Below are 15,243 nucleotides of genomic sequence, written 5' to 3' on the forward strand. Positions count from 1 at the left end.
GGCCGTGGGCGAGGTCGACGTGCTGTGCACACACATCCCGCCCGAGGTCCCGGAACTGGTCTACGACACCGTCGCGCGCCGCTTCGAACGCGGCAGCCGGGCCCTGCTCGACGCCATCCGCCGCACCCGCCCCCGCTACTCCCTCTTCGGGCACGTGCACCAGCCGCTGGTGCCGAGGATGCGCATCGGCGCCACCGAGTGCGTGAACGTGGGGCACTTCGCGGGGACCGGGAGGCCCTGGGCGCTGGAATGGTGAGGACGCCCCAGGTCGGGTGAGATGCGCGGGGCCGGTGCGCGGTAGCCTTCACGCTGCACACACGTGCGCACGACGACCTCATACCGGCCCGCATCTGGAGGAGCCACGGCGATGGCGGAACACACCAGCTCGAGCATCACCATCGAGGCGGCCCCGGCCGACGTCATGGCGGTCATCGCCGATTTCGCCCGCTACCCGGACTGGACCGGCGAGGTGAAGGAGGCGGAGGTCCTCAAGACCGACGCCCAGGGCCGCGCCGAGCAGGTCCGCCTCGTCATGGACGCGGGTGCGATCAAGGACGACCAGGTGCTCGGGTACACCTGGACCGGCGAGAACGAGGTGTCCTGGACGCTCGTGAAGTCCCAGATGCTGCGGTCCCTTGACGGCTCGTACATCCTCAAGCCGGCGGGGGCGGGCGGCACGGAGGTCACCTACGTCCTGACGGTCGACGTCAAGATCCCCATGCTCGGCATGATCAAGCGCAAGGCGGAGAAGGTCATCATCGACCGGGCGCTGGCGGGGCTGAAGAAGAGGGTCGAGTCTGCCTGATCGCGGTGGCCGGCCGGGTGCGGGCTCGTTGTGGCTGACCGCGCCCGCGCGGCGGAGCCGCACGTGTCACAGCCCCGCGCCGGTCAACAGGGCGTCTCGGTTACCGTTCACTCCCATGCGCACCATCCTGATCATGGGCCCCGGCGGCAGCGGGCGCACCACGCTCGCCGCTGCCACGGCGCTCGACGCCGCCCGCGAGGGCACCCGCACCCTCGTTCTCAGCGCCGACCGCACCGACACCCTCGGTGCAGCATTGGGCGTGGCCACGGGCCCCACCCCGGTCGAAGCCGCCCCGCACCTCACCGCCTGGCGCCCCGACCCCGCCCGGGACTTCCGGAAGGACCTCGCCGCCCTCCAGGACCGCGCGTCCTCCGCCCTGGACCTCCTCGGCGCCCCCCGCCTCGACCCCGAGGAACTCACCCCCCTGCCCGGCGCGGAGGAACTCGCCCTGCTGCGCGCCCTGCGCGACGCCGCGCTCTCGGAGCGGCACGACCTCCTCGTCGTCGACCTGCCGCCGCTCCCGCAGGCCCTCGCCCTGCTCGCCCTCCCCGAGGAACTCCGCCGCTACCTGCACCGTCTGCTCCCGCCGGAACGCCAGGCGGCCCGCGCCCTGCGCCCCGTCCTGGGCCGGCTCGCGGGCGTCCCCATGCCCGCCGAGTGGCTGTACGAGACGGCCGCCCGCTGGGACCTGGAGCTGGCCGCCGTCGAGGCGGTCGTCGCCGACCGCGACACCGTCGTACGGCTGGTCGCCGAACCCGGACCCGCCGGTGCCGACGCCCTGCGCACCGCCGGCCTGGGCCTCGCCCTGCGCGGCCTGCGCACCGACGCCGTCGTCGCCAACCGCGTCCTGCCCGAGGCGTCCCCGGACACCTGGCTGGCCGGTCCGGTCGCCCAGCAGCGCAAGACGCTGGAGCAGTGGCGGGAGTCGCACCCCGTCCGGACCGTCGCCCACCTCGGCCGCGACCCGCGCGGCGCCGACGACCTCACCGCCCTGGCGGCGCCCGGCGTCGACCGGGACACCCCCGTCGAACCGGTCGAGTGGCCCGTGACCGACCGGATCGGCGAGGACGGCGTGCTCGTCTGGCACATTCCGCTGCCCGGCGCCATACGCGAGGAACTCGACCTCGTCCGGCGCGGCGACGAACTCGTCGTCACGGCGGGGCGGTTCCGCCGCATCGTCCCGCTGCCCTCCGCGCTGCGCCGCTGCTCCGTCGACGGAGCAGCCCTGCGCGAGGGCGAGCTGCGCATCCGCTTCGCCCCCGACCCGAAACTGTGGCCGCGGACGCGGTGACCGGTCCGTGAACCCGCGACGCCCGTTCGGGTAACGTCGTAGAGACGAACCGTAGTCAGGAGTCCGTCATGAGCGAAGAGCTCCCCCCGCCGGACGACGCCCGCGAAGAGGCCGTGGACGAGGTGCGGGCGACCGACGCCGACGCCTGGGCGACCGCGTGCGCCGAGGACCTCGAGGCGGAGAAGGCCCGCCGTCGCACCCAGTACGGCCCGCCCCCGGGCTCCGCGGCCGAGGAACTGAAGAAGCTCGTCGACGCCGTCTCGGACAAGCTGTCCGGGATCCAGTCCCCGCTGCTCGGCGCGGTCGCCGGCCCCGCCGCGCAGCAGGCCGTACGGCAGGTCTTCCAGCAGGCGAAGGCCGCCGTGGAACCCGTCATCGAACGCAACCCGGACGTCTTCGACCACCTGGCCGCGGCCGGGAACGAACTGCTCGCCGCCTACCGTTCCGCCGTCGAGGGCCAGGAGCGCCGCTGGACCGGCCGCGACGACCAGGACGACCCGCGTGACCTGGGCGAGCGCCGCGACCCGGGCGACGAATCGGGCCCCGGCGAACGCATCGACCTCGACTGAGCCCCCGGCCGGGGCCCAGGCCGCACGGGAGCGGCGCCCGGCATGCCCTTGCCGGGCCTGCCCACCGGTCGGACGAGCCGAACCCGAGGGCAGTGCCTCGGGTACCGTTGGCCGTAGCGGGGCTCGACCGAAACTGAGGGATTCATGGGACTCACCATCGGCGTCGACATCGGCGGCACGAAGATCGCGGCCGGCGTGGTCGATGAGGAAGGCAACATCCTCTCGACCCATAAGGTGCCGACCCCGGGCACGCCCGAGGGCATCGTGGACGCCATCGCCTCGGCGGTGGACGGCGCGCGCGTCGGTCACGACATCGTCGGCGTGGGCATCGGCGCCGCCGGCTACGTCAACCGGCAGCGCTCCGAGGTCTACTTCGCGCCGAACATCCACTGGCGCAACGAGCCGCTCAAGGAGAAGGTCGAGGCCCGCGTGGGCCTCCCGGTGGTCGTGGAGAACGACGCGAACGCCGCGGCGTGGGGCGAGTACAAGTTCGGCGCCGGCAAGGGCCACCGCAACGTCATCTGCATCACGCTGGGCACCGGCCTCGGCGGCGGCATCATCATCGGCAACAAGCTGCGCCGCGGGCACTTCGGCGTGGCCGCCGAGTTCGGCCACATCCGCATGGTCCCGGACGGCCTGCTGTGCGGCTGCGGCTCGCAGGGCTGCTGGGAGCAGTACGCCTCCGGCCGCGCCCTCGTCCGGTACGCCAAGCAGCGCGCCAACGCCACCCCCGAGAACGCCGAGATCCTGCTCGGCCTGGGCGACGGCTCGCCCGAGGGCATCGAGGGCAAGCACATCTCCATGGCCGCCCGCCAGGGCGACCGGGTGGCCGTCGACTCCTACCGCGAACTGGCCCGCTGGGTCGGCGCGGGCCTTGCCGACCTCGCCTCCCTCTTCGACCCCTCCGCCTTCATCGTCGGCGGCGGCCTCTCCGACGAGGGCGAACTGGTCCTGGGCCCGATCCGCAAGTCCTACAAGCGCTGGCTGGTAGGCGGCAACTGGCGCCCGGTGGCGGAGGTCAGAGCGGCGGAACTGGGCAACAAGGCAGGCCTGGTGGGCGCAGCCGACCTGGCCCGCGAACCCGACCCGATCATGTAAACGCCGCTTTTTTGTTTTTTGGGGGCGCGGGGAACTGCGCGATCAGCCACACACCACCGGCACTCGCGCACCATCCCCGCGCCCCGCCCCGTTGGGCGTAAATTGATCACATGTCGCTGCTCCCCAACTCGCGTACCGAACCAGACGGTTCCGCAGTCATCAGGGTCCTCAGCTACAACATCCGCTCGATGCGCGACGACACCGACGCCCTGGCCCGCGTCATCAAGGCCTGCGCACCCGACCTGGTCCTCGTCCAAGAAGCCCCCCGCTTCTTCCGCTGGCGCAAGAAACTCGCCCGCCTGGCCCGCGCGGCCGACCTGGTGACCGTCACCGGCGGCGCCACCACCACGGGCCCGGCGATCCTCAGCTCGCTCCGAGCGGGCGTGGAACGCACCGAGGACATCCTCCTGCCCCCCACCCCCGGCCTGCACCGCCGCGGCTTCGCCACCGCCGTCGTCCGGTTCGGCGGCACCCGGCTCGGCGTCCTCAGCTGCCACCTGTCCCTCCAGAAGGAGGAGCGCCACGAGCAGTCCGGCATGCTCCTGGACCGGCTCGCAGGCATGGGTGTGGAGCACGCGATCGCCGGCGGCGACCTCAACGAACGCCCCGACGGGCCGGCCTTCCGCCGGCTGGCCGACGCTCTGACCGACTGCCGGGCCGCCGCGCCCTGGGGCGGCGAGCACACCTGGACCCCCTCCGACCCCTACCAGCGCATCGACGCGATCTTCGCGACCAAGGGCATCGAGGTGCTGGGCTGCGGCGTGCCGGCCGGGCACCCCGGGGTGACCGAGACGGACCTGAGGGCGGCCACGGACCATCTGCCGGTCCTGGCCGCCCTCAGGGTGCCGGCCGGCTAGACGACCGCTCCGCGCCCCGGATCGTCGTCGTCCTCGTCATCCGTCCGCATCCGCGTCACCAGGGTCGCGAACCCGCCGAGGAACCCGCCGATCCCCAGCGTCGCCAGCCACCAGGTCATCTCCCAGCCGAGCAGCACCGCCAGCAGAAGCAGCACCGGTCCGCCGAGCACGGCGAGCCAGGCGAACTTCGCCGTGACGTCGGCGGTCGGCAGCGGCGGCGGCTCCGGGGGCACGAAATGGCCCTCGTCGTCCTCGTCGAAGTCGTCCTCGGTGGGCTCGGGCGCCGCGTGGTCGCGCGGGCCCACGCCGGGGGCGAAGGAGACGGAGCCGCCGAGAGGCTTGACCGGCTTGTCCCCGGGTCCCTTGGCCTCCGGCTTCTCGGGCTCGGCGGGCTTCGCGGCGTCACCGGCCGTGTCCAACCGGTCGTCATTGGTCGGAGACTCCAGCAGCGCCAGGTCCTCGATGGACTTGAACGGCTTGGCGCCAGGCGGGTCCGGCGGCTCCTCGCCGTACCCGGCGACGATCGCCGCCCAGGCGGCCTCCTCGTCGAACGGGACGCCCTTCTCGTCCGGCTCACGGCCCTCGCGGTCGGAGTCGTGCTCAGCCACCTGCGGTCGTCCCTTCCTTGCCGAGACCGGGCTCCTTGCCGAGGCCGGTCGCGAGCCGGTCGATGAACGCGCTGCTCTCCTCGAAGATCCGGTCCGCGTCATGGTCCAACGTGGCGACGTGGTAGCTCTGTTCCAGCAGGACCTCTTTCACATCGGTCGACGAGATGCGGCTGAGGACACGGGCCGAGTCGGCGGGCGGCACCACATGGTCCTGCGGGCTGCGCAGCAGCAGCACCGGCTGGGTGACCTGCGGCAGCTCGCGGTCCACGGTCCGGAAGAACTGGCGCAGGGAGTGCGCCGCGTGCAGCGGCACCCGGTCGTAGCCCAGCTCCCTGCTGTCCGGTTTGGCGATGTCGCTGGCGATCCCCTTCGTCGCGGGGACGAGGTGGCGGAGCACCGGGAGGGCGTGCGCGGCCAGGCCGTGCACCTTGTTCGCCGGGTTGACGACCACCACGCCGCGCACGGCGTCGCCGTGCCGCGCGGCCAGCCGCAGGGCCAGGGCGCCGCCCATGGACAGACCGGCCACGAACACCTTCTCGCGGCGCTCGCACAGGACGCGCAGCTCGCGGTCCACCTCCGCGTACCAGTCCTGCCAGCCCGTGATCCGCAGGTCCTCCCAGCGCGTGCCGTGCCCGGGCAGCAGCGGCAGCGAGACGGTCAGGCCTCGGTCGGCGAGGTACTCCGCCCAGGGGCGCAGCGACTGCGGTGAACCGGTGAAGCCGTGGCAGAGGAGGACGGCCGCCTCCCCGCCCTCGTGGCGAAACGGCTCGGCTCCGGCAAGGACCGGCACCTTCGGCCTCCTGGTCGTGAGAAGGGACTGACACGATCACCGAATGTCACGGAACGTCATGGAAGAGGTCGCACGTCGTTCGCGGGACCTTCACCGTACGCGACGGCACTGACACCGACCAGGGCCGTCGGCGCCTTTGACGGCGGTCCGGGTTATGGTCTGATCGACACATACAGGAGGCACTCGGTTGTTGTACGGCGCGATGAAGGTCGCTGTTGGGGGGCCGCTGAAGGTCGCCTTCAGGCCCTGGGTGGAAGGCCTGGAGAACGTTCCCGCCGAGGGCCCCGCGATCCTGGCGAGCAATCACCTGTCCTTCTCGGACTCGTTCTTCCTGCCTGCTGTCCTGGACCGCAAGGTCACGTTCATCGCGAAGGCCGAGTACTTCACCACGCCCGGGGTGAAGGGCCGGCTGACGGCCGCCTTCTTCAAGGGCGTCGGCCAGCTGCCCGTGGACCGCTCCGGTGCGCGTGGCGCGGGTGAGGCCGCCATCAAGAGCGGCATCGAGGTGCTGGAGCGCGGCGAGCTGTTCGGCATCTACCCGGAGGGCACGCGCTCGCCCGACGGCCGGCTCTACCGCGGCAAGCCGGGCGGCCTCGCGCGAGTGGCGCTCGCGACGGGCGCGCCCGTCATCCCGGTCGCCATGATCGACACGGAGAAGATCCAGCCGCCCGGAAAGGTGATGCCGAAGCTGATGCGGCCCGGCATCCGGATCGGCAAGCCCCTGGACTTCAGCCGCTACCAGGGCATGGAGCACGACCGGTTCGTACTGCGCGCCGTGACCGACGAGGTCATGTACGAGATCATGAAGCTCTCCGGTCAGGAGTACATCGACATGTACGCGACGGCCATGAAGCGGCAGCTCGCGGAGGCGGCGAAGGCGGAGAAGGAAGCCGAGAAGACGGCGAAGGCCGCGCTCGCCCGGGCGGAGAAGGAACAGGCCGCGAAGGAAAAGGCCGAGCAGGACCAGACGGAGCAGCGACGGACCGAGCCCTAGTCGGGGCTTCACCGGGGGGCGGGGGACATGGCCAAGCGTGAGCGCATCATGAGAATGTCGGTCGAGCAGCCGCTGTGGCGTGCCCTGACCGCCTACCGGGTGCTCACAATGCTGTACGCGGTCGGTCTGTTCGCCACCGCCTACGACGAGTTCACCCGCCCCTGGGTCGCCGTCGCCTACTACGCGGTGCTGGGCGGATGGACCCTGGCCACCCTGCCGCGGGTCGCCGGCGCCGCCCGCTGCACCAAGCGGTTCCTCACCGCCGACCTCACCATCGCGATCACCGGCATCCTGCTCACCCCCGTCGCCGACGCGCACGAGCGGGTGCAGGCGGGCGGTCCGACCCTGCCGTCGATATGGACCGCCGGTTCCGTCCTGGCCTTCGCCGTCAAGGGCGGCTGGCGCTGGGCCGCCCTCGCCTCCAGCCTGGTGGCCGCCGCCAACCTGGTCGAGCGCGGCACCCCGGCCCGCGACACCGTCCACAACGTCATCCTGGTCTGCATCGCCTCCATCGCCATCGGCTACGTCGTCGAGGTCGCCCGCGCCTCCGAGCGCACCCTCGCCCGCGCCCTGGAGATCGAGGCCGCGACGCGGGAGCGGGAGCGCCTCGCCCGGGACATCCACGACAGCGTCCTGCAGGTGCTGGCGATGGTGCAGCGGCGCGGGGCGGTGATCGGCGGGGAGGCGGCCGAGCTGGGCCGGATGGCGGGCGAGCAGGAGGTCGCGCTGCGCACCCTGGTCTCCGGCGGACTGGTCCCCGTTTCCCGGGTCTCGGAGGACGCCGCCGAGGGAGCGGTCGTCCGGGCCGTCGACGAGGACCCGGAGCGCAGTGGCCCCGTCGACCTGCGCGCCCTGCTGGCGCCGTACGCCGGGGCCGAGGTCAGCTTCGCCGAGCCCGGCGCGCCCGTGCCCCTGCCGCCGGTCGCCGCTCGCGAGGTGGCCGCCGCCGTCGGGGCCGCCCTGGACAACGTCCGCAGACACGCCGGGGAACGGGCACGCGCGTGGATCCTGCTCGAGGACGAGCCGGACGAGGTGATCGTCACCGTGCGGGACGACGGCCCCGGAATCCCGGAGGGACGGCTCGCGCAGGCCGAGGGTGAGGGGCGGCTCGGAGTCGCCCTGTCGATCCGCGGCCGGCTGCGCGACCTCGGCGGCAGCGCGGAGCTGATCTCGGTGCCGGGGCAGGGCACCGAGGTCGAGTTGAAGGTACCGAAGGACGTGACACACACACGGGGGAAGGCGGAGCAGCGATGACGGAGACCACCGGAGACCGGCAGGACCCGATCAGGGTCATGGTCGTCGACGACCACCCCATGTGGCGCGACGCCGTCGCCCGTGACCTCGCCGAGTCGGGCTTCGAGGTGGTCGCCACCGCGGGCGACGGCGACCAGGCCGTGCGGCGTGCCAAGGCCGCCGCGCCCGAGGTGCTCGTGCTCGACCTGAACCTGCCCGGCAAGCCCGGCGTCCAGGTCTGCAAGGAGGTCGTCGCCGCCGACCCCGCGCTGCGCGTCCTCGTGCTGTCCGCGAGCGGTGAGCACGCCGACGTCCTGGAGGCGGTGAAGTCCGGCGCGACCGGCTACCTGCTGAAGTCGGCCTCCACCGAGGAACTCCAGGACGCGGTCCGCAGCACGGCCGTCGGCGACCCGGTCTTCACCCCCGGCCTCGCCGGACTGGTCCTCGGCGAGTACCGCCGGCTGGCCTCCGAACCCGCCCCGGCTCCCGACACCGACGAACCGAAGGCGCCCCGGCTCACCGACCGCGAGACCGAGGTGCTGCGCCTGGTCGCCAAGGGCCTGAGCTACAAGCAGATCGCCGAACGCCTGGTCATCTCGCACCGCACGGTGCAGAACCACGTCCAGAACACCCTCGGCAAGCTCCAGCTGCACAACCGCGTCGAGCTGGTCAGGTACGCGATCGAGCGCGGCCTCGACGACGAGTGAGGCGCACGTCACACTGACCCTTCGTCAGGCACCTGCGGCGAAGGGACTGTTCCATGCGCGTCGGAGTACTGACCGGAGGCGGCGACTGCCCCGGGCTCAACGCCGTCATCCGGGCCATCGTCCGCAAGGGCGTGCAGGAGTACGGCTACGACTTCACCGGCTTCCGGGACGGCTGGCGCGGTCCCCTGGAGGGCGCCACCGTCCGTCTCGACATCCCCGCCGTACGCGGCATCCTGCCCCGCGGCGGCACCGTCCTCGGCTCCTCGCGGACCAACCCGCTGAAGGTGGAGAACGGCATCCGCCGCATCAAGGACAACCTCGCCCGGCTGGAGGTCGAGGCGCTCATCGCCATCGGAGGCGAGGACACGCTGGGCGTGGCCGCCCGGCTGTCCGACGAGCACGGCGTGCCCTGCGTGGGCGTCCCGAAGACGATCGACAACGACCTGTCCGCCACGGACTACACCTTCGGCTTCGACACCGCGGTCGGCATCGCGACCGAGGCCATCGACCGGCTGCACACCACCGCCGAGTCCCACATGCGCGTCCTGGTCGTCGAGGTGATGGGCCGGCACGCCGGCTGGATCGCCCTGCACTCCGGCCTGGCCGGCGGCGCCAACGTCATCCTCATCCCCGAGCAGCGCTTCGACATCGAGCAGGTGTGCGCCTGGGTGACCTCCCGCTTCCGGGCGTCGTACGCGCCGATCGTGGTCGTCGCCGAGGGGGCGATGCCGAAGGACGGCGACATGGTCCTCAAGGACCAGTCGCTGGACTCCTTCGGGCACGTCCGGCTGTCCGGGGTCGGGGAGTGGCTGGCCAAGGAGATCGAGAAGCGCACGGGCAAGGAGGCCCGCACGACCGTCCTGGGGCACGTCCAGCGTGGCGGCACCCCCAGCGCCTTCGACCGCTGGCTCGCCACCCGCTTCGGCCTGCACGCCGTCGACTGCGTCCGCGACGGCGCCTTCGGCACGATGGTCGCCCTGCGCGGCACGGACATCGTCCGCGTCCCGATCGCGGACGCGACGGCCCGCCTGAAGACGGTGGACCCGGCGCTGTACGAGGAGGTCGGCGTCTTCTTCGGCTGATCGGGACACGGACGTCCGGGGGCGACCGCCCCCGGACGGCTACACGGTCGTGTTGCGCAGCTGCCCCATCAACTCCCGTACGACCGCCGCGCCGTTCAGCGTCAGCACCGACTCCGGGTGGAACTGCACGCCGGCGAACCCCGGCCCCCGCACGGCGTGCACCTCCCCGCCCGCGGTCCTGCTGACCTCGACACCGTGCGCGGCCAGCTCCTGCGCCACCTCGTCGTCGCAGCGCGCCACGAAGCTGTTGTAGAAGCCGACGGTCTCCCGCCGCCCGAACAGATCGATCTCCGTCTGCGCGCCCTGGTACGGCACGTCCTTCCGTACGATGTCCAGCCCCAGCTCGGCCGCGATCAGCTCGTGCCCGAGGCAGACGCCCAGGACGCCCTGCTTCTCGGCCCGGATCACCTCGGCGGTCAGCGAGCGCAGGAACCGCATCTTCGGATCGGTGAGGTCCGAGGGGTCGCCGGGCCCCGGGCCGAGCACGACCGGCCCTTCGTGCGCCGGCACCGCCTCCCGGAGCCCGTCCTCGTCGTACCGCCGCACGCTCACCTCCAGGCCGCTCGACCGCAGCACGTGCGCGAGCATCGCGGTGAAGGTGTCCTCGCCGTCGACGACCAGGGCGTGTCCCGCCAGCTCCGGCGAGGGCTCCTGCATCCGCAGCCAGAAGGGCGCGAGCGACGCCCGGCGCCCGTCGAGCGCGGCACGCACCCGGGGGTCGTCGGCCAGTCGCGGCCGCACGGCCTCCGCGCGCGGCCTTCCCGGCCGTACGCCCAGCGCCGCCAGCACCCCCGCCGCCTTCGCATGGGTCTCCGCGACCTCGCTCTCCGGGTCGGACCCGCGCACCAGGGTCGCGCCGACCGGAACGCGCAGGTGCCCGTCGCAGGAGATGTCGGCGGTGCGGATCAGGATGGGGGAGTCGAGCGTCTGGGCGCCGCCGGAGTCCCGGCCGATCAGGGCCAGCGCGCCCGCGTAGTACCCGCGTCCCCCGGTTTCGTGCCGCTCGATGACCCGGCAGGCGTTCTGCACCGGTGAGCCGGTGACGGTCGCCGCGAACATCGTCTCCCTCAGCACGTCCCGCACGTCCAGCGAGGACTTGCCGCGCAACTCGTACTCGGTGTGCGCGAGATGCGCCATCTCCTTCAGCCGGGGCCCGACCACGACTCCGCCCATGTCGCCGACGGTGCACATCATCTTGAGCTCCTCGTCGACGACCATCGAGAGCTCCTCGATCTCCTTGCCGTCGGCGAGGAAGCCGAGCAGGTGCTCGGGGGTGGGCCCGTCGGCGGGGTAGCGGTAGGTGCCGCTGATCGGGTTCATGACGACGGTGCCGCCGGACATCCGGACGTGCACCTCGGGGCTGGCCCCGACCAGGGTGCGGTCGCCGGTGTGCACGACGAACGTCCAGTAGGCGCCCCGCTCGCCTTCCAGCAGCCGCCGGAACAGTGCCAGCGCGTCGGCCCGGCCGAACCCCCGGACCTGACCCTCGTACGTCCGGCGGATCACGAAGTTCGCGCCCTCGCCCCGCCCGATCTCCTCCCGCAGCACGCGCCCCACGGTCTCCGCGTACTCCTCGTCCGCGACGTCGAAGGCGCCGTCCTCGACGCGCACCTCGTGCGCCGGGAGCTGTGCCAGGGCGTCGGCGAGCGGGACGTCGTACGTCTCCTCGGGGGTGAGGGCCAGCAGGGGCGTGCCGTCGTCGCGGACGTCGAAGCCGCGCTCACGGATCTGCCGGAAGGGGACGAGCGCGAGGCTCCGGTCGGGGAGGTCGGCAAGTCTTTCGTACGGCGCGGCCGGGCCGATCAGGACCTCGACCAGCTCCTGGTCGTGGCCCGGGGTGCGGCGGCGCAGCAGGGCGAACGGGCGGGGATCGTCCAGCAAGCCGAGCAGGTTCATGGGTCCGTGCTCCATCTCGGTGAGAGGTGAGAGAGGAACGGACCCCGGGAAACACCGAAGGCCGCCCCTCGGGCGGCCTTCGCGAAGTCAGTCGTACGCGCAGTCAGTGGGCCGCCGGATGAGCGGTCCACCACCAGTTCTGGGTCGAGTGCGCGAACATGCGACGCACCTTACCCGATGTCCGCAGGGCGTACGCGGTGTCTCACTTGCTGGGCATGGGTCGGGACGCCCGACACGACCCCGTAATGTTGAGGTCGTGACCGTGAACGCTAAGACCAGCGCGAGTGCTGGCAACACCTGGCGAAACCTGCCCGCGGCGCAGCAGCCCGAGTACCCCGACACCGAGGCTCTGCGCGCAGTCGTTGCGGACCTCGCGTCGTATCCGCCGCTCGTCTTCGCGGGCGAGTGCGACCAGCTGCGCGCCCGGATGGCGGCCGTCGCCAAGGGAGAGGCGTTCCTCCTCCAGGGCGGCGACTGCGCCGAGGCGTTCGACGGGGTGTCCGCCGACCACATCCGCAACAAGCTCAAGACGCTGCTCCAGATGGGCGCCGTGCTGACGTACGCCGCGTCCGTGCCGGTCGTCAAGGTCGGCCGGATCGCCGGCCAGTACTCCAAGCCGCGCTCCAAGCCGACCGAGACCCGCGACGGCGTGACGCTGCCGACGTACCGGGGCGACTCCGTCAACGGCTTCGACTTCACCGAAGAGGCCCGCGTCCCGGACCCCGAGCGGCTGAAGCGGATGTACCACGCCTCGGCCTCCACGCTGAACCTGGTGCGCGCCTTCACCACCGGCGGTTACGCCGACCTGCGCCAGGTGCACGCCTGGAACCAGGACTTCGTGAAGTCGTCCCCGTCGGGGCAGCGCTACGAGCAGCTGGCGCGTGAGATCGACAACGCTCTGAACTTCATGCACGCCTGCGGGGCGGACCCGGAGGAGTTCAAGACGGTCGAGTTCTACGCCTCGCACGAGGCGCTGCTGCTCGACTACGAGTCCGCCCTGACCAGGGTCGACTCGCGCACCGGGCAGCTGTACGACGTCTCCGGGCACATGGTGTGGATCGGTGAGCGCACCCGGCAGCTGGACCACGCGCACATCGAGTTCGCCTCGAAGATCCGCAACCCGATCGGCATCAAGCTCGGTCCGACGACCACCGCCGAGGACGCGCTGCAGTACATCGAGCGCCTCGACCCGGAGCGGGAGCCGGGCCGGCTGACCTTCATCGTCCGGATGGGCGCCGACAAGGTCCGCGACAAGCTCCCCGAGCTCGTCGAGAAGGTCACCGCCTCGGGCGCCACCGTGGCCTGGGTGACCGACCCCATGCACGGCAACACCTTCGAGGCGGCCTCCGGGCACAAGACCCGCCGCTTCGACGACGTGCTCGACGAGGTCAAGGGCTTCTTCGAGGTCCACAAGGCGCTGGGCACGCACCCGGGCGGTATCCACGTGGAGCTGACCGGTGACGACGTCACCGAGTGCGTGGGCGGCGGCGACGAGATCTTCGTCGACGATCTGCACCAGCGCTACGAGACGGCCTGCGACCCGCGGCTCAACCGCAGCCAGTCGCTGGACCTGGCGTTCCTCGTGGCCGAGATGTACAGGGACCAGTAACGGGTCCGCCTGTTACCGGAGCATGGACTGGGGTGCGGATCACACGATCCGCACCCCTCTCCGCTTTTGTGCTCCGGACCCGGCGGGTAAGGTTAGGTTAGCCTCACCGATCAACGGGGACGGCACATCCGAGAACGACCCGTCGGGAGGTGGACCGCGTGTACGTCTGCAGTTGCTTCGGGATCACCGAGCAGCAGGTCAAGCAGCACGCGGACGGCGGCGCCTGCACCCCCCGCCAGATAGCCTCCGCCTGCAAGGCGGGCACGGACTGCGGATCCTGTGTGCGCCGCATCCAGGCGATCCTGGGCAGGGGAGCCTGCCCTCGCCGTGAACTGGCCGACCAGGGTCAGCCGGTGCTCGCGGAACTCGAGGACGCCGCCTGACGCCGCTTGCTTCCGCCTAGCTCGGCTGCTCGATCTGCTGCGCGAGGTACAGCGGCTCACCGAGCTTCTCGATGAGTTCCAGCTGCGTGTCCAGGTAGTCGATGTGGTGTTCCTCGTCCTCGAGGATCGACTCGAAGATGTTCGCCGACGTGATGTCGCCCTTGGTGCGCATCACCTCGATACCGCGCTTGAGACGGTCGATGGCCTCGACCTCCACCTGCCGGTCGGCCTGGAACATCTCGGTGACCGTCTGCCCGACCCGCACGTGGAAGAGCCGCTGGTAGTTGGGCAGGCCGTCCAGCATGAGGATGCGCTCGGTGAGCTTGTCCGCGTGCTTCATCTCGTCGATGGACTCTTCACGCGTGTACTTGGCGAGCTTGGTCCAGCCCTTGTTGTCCTGGATCCGGTAGTGCAGCCAGTACTGGTTGATCGCCGTCAGCTCGCCGGTCAGCTGCTCATTGAGAAATTCAAGGACCTCGGGGTCGCCCTGCATCGCAGAGGCTCCTTCCACGTGGGAAACCGACAGTTGCGCCGCATGATTCCACTGGTGAAGAAGATCGTCCAGTAAGTCTTCACTTAGTAAGTAAGGGCATGCTTAGTTTTATTTGCCCGTTTTGATGCGGCCCCGGTCAGGGGCATCACCCGGGGTCTGTCAGGATGGAGTCATGGGTCAGCCGCTGGAGCACGAATCGGGAGAAGGGCGCGATTCAGCAGGAGCGACGCAGCCCGAGCTGCCCCCGGGGCAGCGGTTGCAACGCGGCTGGCCGGTCACGCACTACGGGCCCGTCCCCAAGTTCCGGCCCGAGCGCTGGGAGTTCCGGGTCTTCGGCGCCACCGCCGGCGGCGGCAAGCACTGCTGGACCCACGAGGAGTTCACGGCCCTGCCGTACACCACGGTCGTGGCCGATCTGCACTGTGTCACGAAGTTCAGCATGCTGGGCGCCGAATGGGGCGGCATCCCGGCCCGCACGATCCTCGACCTCGCCCCGCCCGCCGACGACGTCACCCATGTGATGGTGTGGGCCGAGTACGGATTCAGCTCCAACCTCCGGCTGTCCGACTTCGACGCTGAGCAGGTCCTGTTCGCCACCCACAAGGACGGCGAACTGCTCACCGCCGAGCACGGCTTCCCACTGCGCCTGATCGTGCCCCACCTGTACGCCTGGAAAGGCCCCAAGTGGGTGCGCGGCGTGGAGTACATGACCGCCGACCGGCGCGGCTTCTGGGAGGAGCGCGGCTACCACAACATCGGCGATCCGTGGCGGGAGCAGCGCTACTCGTACCAGGAGGAGGCCGGGGACGGCCCCGGCCTCTGAGGTCG

17 protein-coding genes and 1 pseudogene are annotated in these 15,243 nt (G+C 71.4%); 13 read left to right on the forward strand and 5 right to left on the reverse strand.

From position 1 onward, the window contains the following. The 6 genes and pseudogenes from ABZ016_RS14070 to ABZ016_RS14095 all read left to right on the forward strand — a co-directional run. A pseudogene (locus tag ABZ016_RS14070) lies at positions 1 to 256 on the forward strand (metallophosphoesterase); the annotation flags it as partial. A 111-nt stretch (positions 257 to 367) separates the two neighbouring features. Further along, the gene (locus ABZ016_RS14075) at positions 368 to 805 is read left to right on the forward strand and encodes an SRPBCC family protein (protein WP_003989665.1); all 438 of its coding nucleotides are present in this window, start codon (positions 368 to 370) and stop codon (positions 803 to 805) included. A gap of 115 nt (positions 806 to 920) precedes the next feature. After that, on the forward strand, positions 921 to 2,096 hold the full coding sequence (locus ABZ016_RS14080; protein ID WP_356916839.1) for an ArsA-related P-loop ATPase: 1,176 nt from the start codon (positions 921 to 923) through the stop codon (positions 2,094 to 2,096). Positions 2,097 to 2,164: 68 nt separating this feature from the next. Then, positions 2,165 to 2,665, forward strand: a complete 501-nt coding sequence (locus ABZ016_RS14085) for a DUF5304 domain-containing protein (RefSeq protein WP_356916840.1) — start codon at positions 2,165 to 2,167, stop codon at positions 2,663 to 2,665. A 144-nt stretch (positions 2,666 to 2,809) separates the two neighbouring features. Beyond that, a complete protein-coding gene (locus ABZ016_RS14090; RefSeq protein ID WP_356916841.1) occupies positions 2,810 to 3,763 on the forward strand; it encodes an ROK family glucokinase in 954 nt (317 codons plus the stop codon). A 110-nt stretch (positions 3,764 to 3,873) separates the two neighbouring features. Next, positions 3,874 to 4,620 carry an endonuclease/exonuclease/phosphatase family protein gene (locus ABZ016_RS14095; protein ID WP_356916842.1) on the forward strand — a complete coding sequence of 249 codons (747 nt, stop codon included), beginning with the start codon at positions 3,874 to 3,876 and terminating at the stop codon, positions 4,618 to 4,620. On the opposite strand, the gene ABZ016_RS14100 is transcribed toward ABZ016_RS14095, so the two are convergent. Both ABZ016_RS14100 and ABZ016_RS14105 read right to left on the reverse strand, forming a co-directional pair. After that, positions 4,617 to 5,228 carry a hypothetical protein gene (locus ABZ016_RS14100; RefSeq protein ID WP_356916843.1) on the reverse strand — a complete coding sequence of 204 codons (612 nt, stop codon included), beginning with the start codon at positions 5,226 to 5,228 and terminating at the stop codon, positions 4,617 to 4,619. The genes ABZ016_RS14095 and ABZ016_RS14100 overlap by 4 nt on opposite strands. Further along, positions 5,221 to 6,018, reverse strand: a complete 798-nt coding sequence (locus ABZ016_RS14105) for an alpha/beta fold hydrolase (protein ID WP_356916844.1) — start codon at positions 6,016 to 6,018, stop codon at positions 5,221 to 5,223. Before ABZ016_RS14105 ends, ABZ016_RS14100 begins: the two co-directional genes overlap by 8 nt. Positions 6,019 to 6,220: 202 nt before the next feature. Here ABZ016_RS14105 and ABZ016_RS14110 point away from each other — a divergent pair, with 202 nt between their 5' ends. The 4 genes from ABZ016_RS14110 to ABZ016_RS14125 are packed head-to-tail and all read left to right on the forward strand — an operon-like array spanning position 6,221 to position 10,034. After that, positions 6,221 to 7,012, forward strand: coding sequence for a lysophospholipid acyltransferase family protein (locus ABZ016_RS14110; RefSeq protein WP_356916845.1), 792 nt, complete (start codon positions 6,221 to 6,223; stop codon positions 7,010 to 7,012). Between the two features lie 27 nt (positions 7,013 to 7,039). After that, positions 7,040 to 8,266: a DUF5931 domain-containing protein gene (locus ABZ016_RS14115; protein WP_356916846.1), complete on the forward strand. Its 1,227-nt coding sequence runs from the start codon at positions 7,040 to 7,042 to the stop codon at positions 8,264 to 8,266. Next, positions 8,263 to 8,952: a response regulator transcription factor gene (locus ABZ016_RS14120; protein ID WP_356916847.1), complete on the forward strand. Its 690-nt coding sequence runs from the start codon at positions 8,263 to 8,265 to the stop codon at positions 8,950 to 8,952. The genes ABZ016_RS14115 and ABZ016_RS14120 overlap by 4 nt, the downstream gene beginning before the upstream one ends. A 53-nt stretch (positions 8,953 to 9,005) precedes the next feature. Next, positions 9,006 to 10,034: a 6-phosphofructokinase gene (locus tag ABZ016_RS14125; protein WP_356916848.1), complete on the forward strand. Its 1,029-nt coding sequence runs from the start codon at positions 9,006 to 9,008 to the stop codon at positions 10,032 to 10,034. A gap of 39 nt (positions 10,035 to 10,073) precedes the next feature. Here the strand turns inward: ABZ016_RS14125 and ABZ016_RS14130 are convergent, their stop codons facing one another. Beyond that, positions 10,074 to 11,930 carry an anthranilate synthase family protein gene (locus ABZ016_RS14130; RefSeq protein ID WP_356916849.1) on the reverse strand — a complete coding sequence of 619 codons (1,857 nt, stop codon included), beginning with the start codon at positions 11,928 to 11,930 and terminating at the stop codon, positions 10,074 to 10,076. Positions 11,931 to 12,033: 103 nt separating this feature from the next. After that, positions 12,034 to 12,090 (reverse strand): trp operon leader peptide, encoded by a 57-nt coding sequence (locus tag ABZ016_RS14135; RefSeq protein WP_071528813.1) that lies wholly within the window; start codon positions 12,088 to 12,090, stop codon positions 12,034 to 12,036. Between the two features lie 96 nt (positions 12,091 to 12,186). Between ABZ016_RS14135 and ABZ016_RS14140 the strand changes: the two genes are divergently transcribed. Beyond that, on the forward strand, positions 12,187 to 13,539 hold the full coding sequence (locus ABZ016_RS14140; protein WP_356916850.1) for a class II 3-deoxy-7-phosphoheptulonate synthase: 1,353 nt from the start codon (positions 12,187 to 12,189) through the stop codon (positions 13,537 to 13,539). Between the two features lie 158 nt (positions 13,540 to 13,697). Beyond that, positions 13,698 to 13,922, forward strand: a complete 225-nt coding sequence (locus ABZ016_RS14145; RefSeq protein ID WP_356916851.1) for a (2Fe-2S)-binding protein — start codon at positions 13,698 to 13,700, stop codon at positions 13,920 to 13,922. A 16-nt stretch (positions 13,923 to 13,938) separates the two neighbouring features. Here ABZ016_RS14145 and bfr read toward each other — a convergent pair whose 3' ends face one another. Next, entirely contained in the window at positions 13,939 to 14,415 is a 477-nt protein-coding gene (gene bfr, locus ABZ016_RS14150; protein WP_356916852.1) for a bacterioferritin, read from the reverse strand. Positions 14,416 to 14,587: 172 nt separating this feature from the next. Here bfr and ABZ016_RS14155 point away from each other — a divergent pair, with 172 nt between their 5' ends. Beyond that, entirely contained in the window at positions 14,588 to 15,238 is a 651-nt protein-coding gene (locus ABZ016_RS14155; protein ID WP_356916853.1) for a sulfite oxidase-like oxidoreductase, read from the forward strand. The last annotated feature ends 5 nt before the right edge of the window (positions 15,239 to 15,243 follow it).

Source organism: Streptomyces sp. NPDC006372, from assembly GCF_040612515.1.
Lineage (GTDB): Bacteria > Actinomycetota > Actinomycetes > Streptomycetales > Streptomycetaceae > Streptomyces.

Bases quoted from the DNA above. Each gene is read 5' to 3' on its own strand.
- ABZ016_RS14075 (WP_003989665.1), top strand. From the start codon at position 368: ATGGCGGAACACACCAGCTCGAGCATCACCATCGAGGCGGCCCCGGCC.
- ABZ016_RS14080 (WP_356916839.1), top strand. From the start codon at position 921: ATGCGCACCATCCTGATCATGGGCCCCGGCGGCAGCGGGCGCACCACG.
- ABZ016_RS14085 (WP_356916840.1), top strand. From the start codon at position 2,165: ATGAGCGAAGAGCTCCCCCCGCCGGACGACGCCCGCGAAGAGGCCGTG.
- ABZ016_RS14090 (WP_356916841.1), top strand. From the start codon at position 2,810: ATGGGACTCACCATCGGCGTCGACATCGGCGGCACGAAGATCGCGGCC.
- ABZ016_RS14095 (WP_356916842.1), top strand. From the start codon at position 3,874: ATGTCGCTGCTCCCCAACTCGCGTACCGAACCAGACGGTTCCGCAGTC.
- ABZ016_RS14110 (WP_356916845.1), top strand. From the start codon at position 6,221: ATGAAGGTCGCTGTTGGGGGGCCGCTGAAGGTCGCCTTCAGGCCCTGG.
- ABZ016_RS14115 (WP_356916846.1), top strand. From the start codon at position 7,040: ATGGCCAAGCGTGAGCGCATCATGAGAATGTCGGTCGAGCAGCCGCTG.
- ABZ016_RS14120 (WP_356916847.1), top strand. From the start codon at position 8,263: ATGACGGAGACCACCGGAGACCGGCAGGACCCGATCAGGGTCATGGTC.
- ABZ016_RS14125 (WP_356916848.1), top strand. From the start codon at position 9,006: ATGCGCGTCGGAGTACTGACCGGAGGCGGCGACTGCCCCGGGCTCAAC.
- ABZ016_RS14130 (WP_356916849.1), bottom strand. From the start codon at position 11,930: ATGAACCTGCTCGGCTTGCTGGACGATCCCCGCCCGTTCGCCCTGCTG.
- bfr (WP_356916852.1), bottom strand. From the start codon at position 14,415: ATGCAGGGCGACCCCGAGGTCCTTGAATTTCTCAATGAGCAGCTGACC.
- ABZ016_RS14155 (WP_356916853.1), top strand. From the start codon at position 14,588: ATGGGTCAGCCGCTGGAGCACGAATCGGGAGAAGGGCGCGATTCAGCA.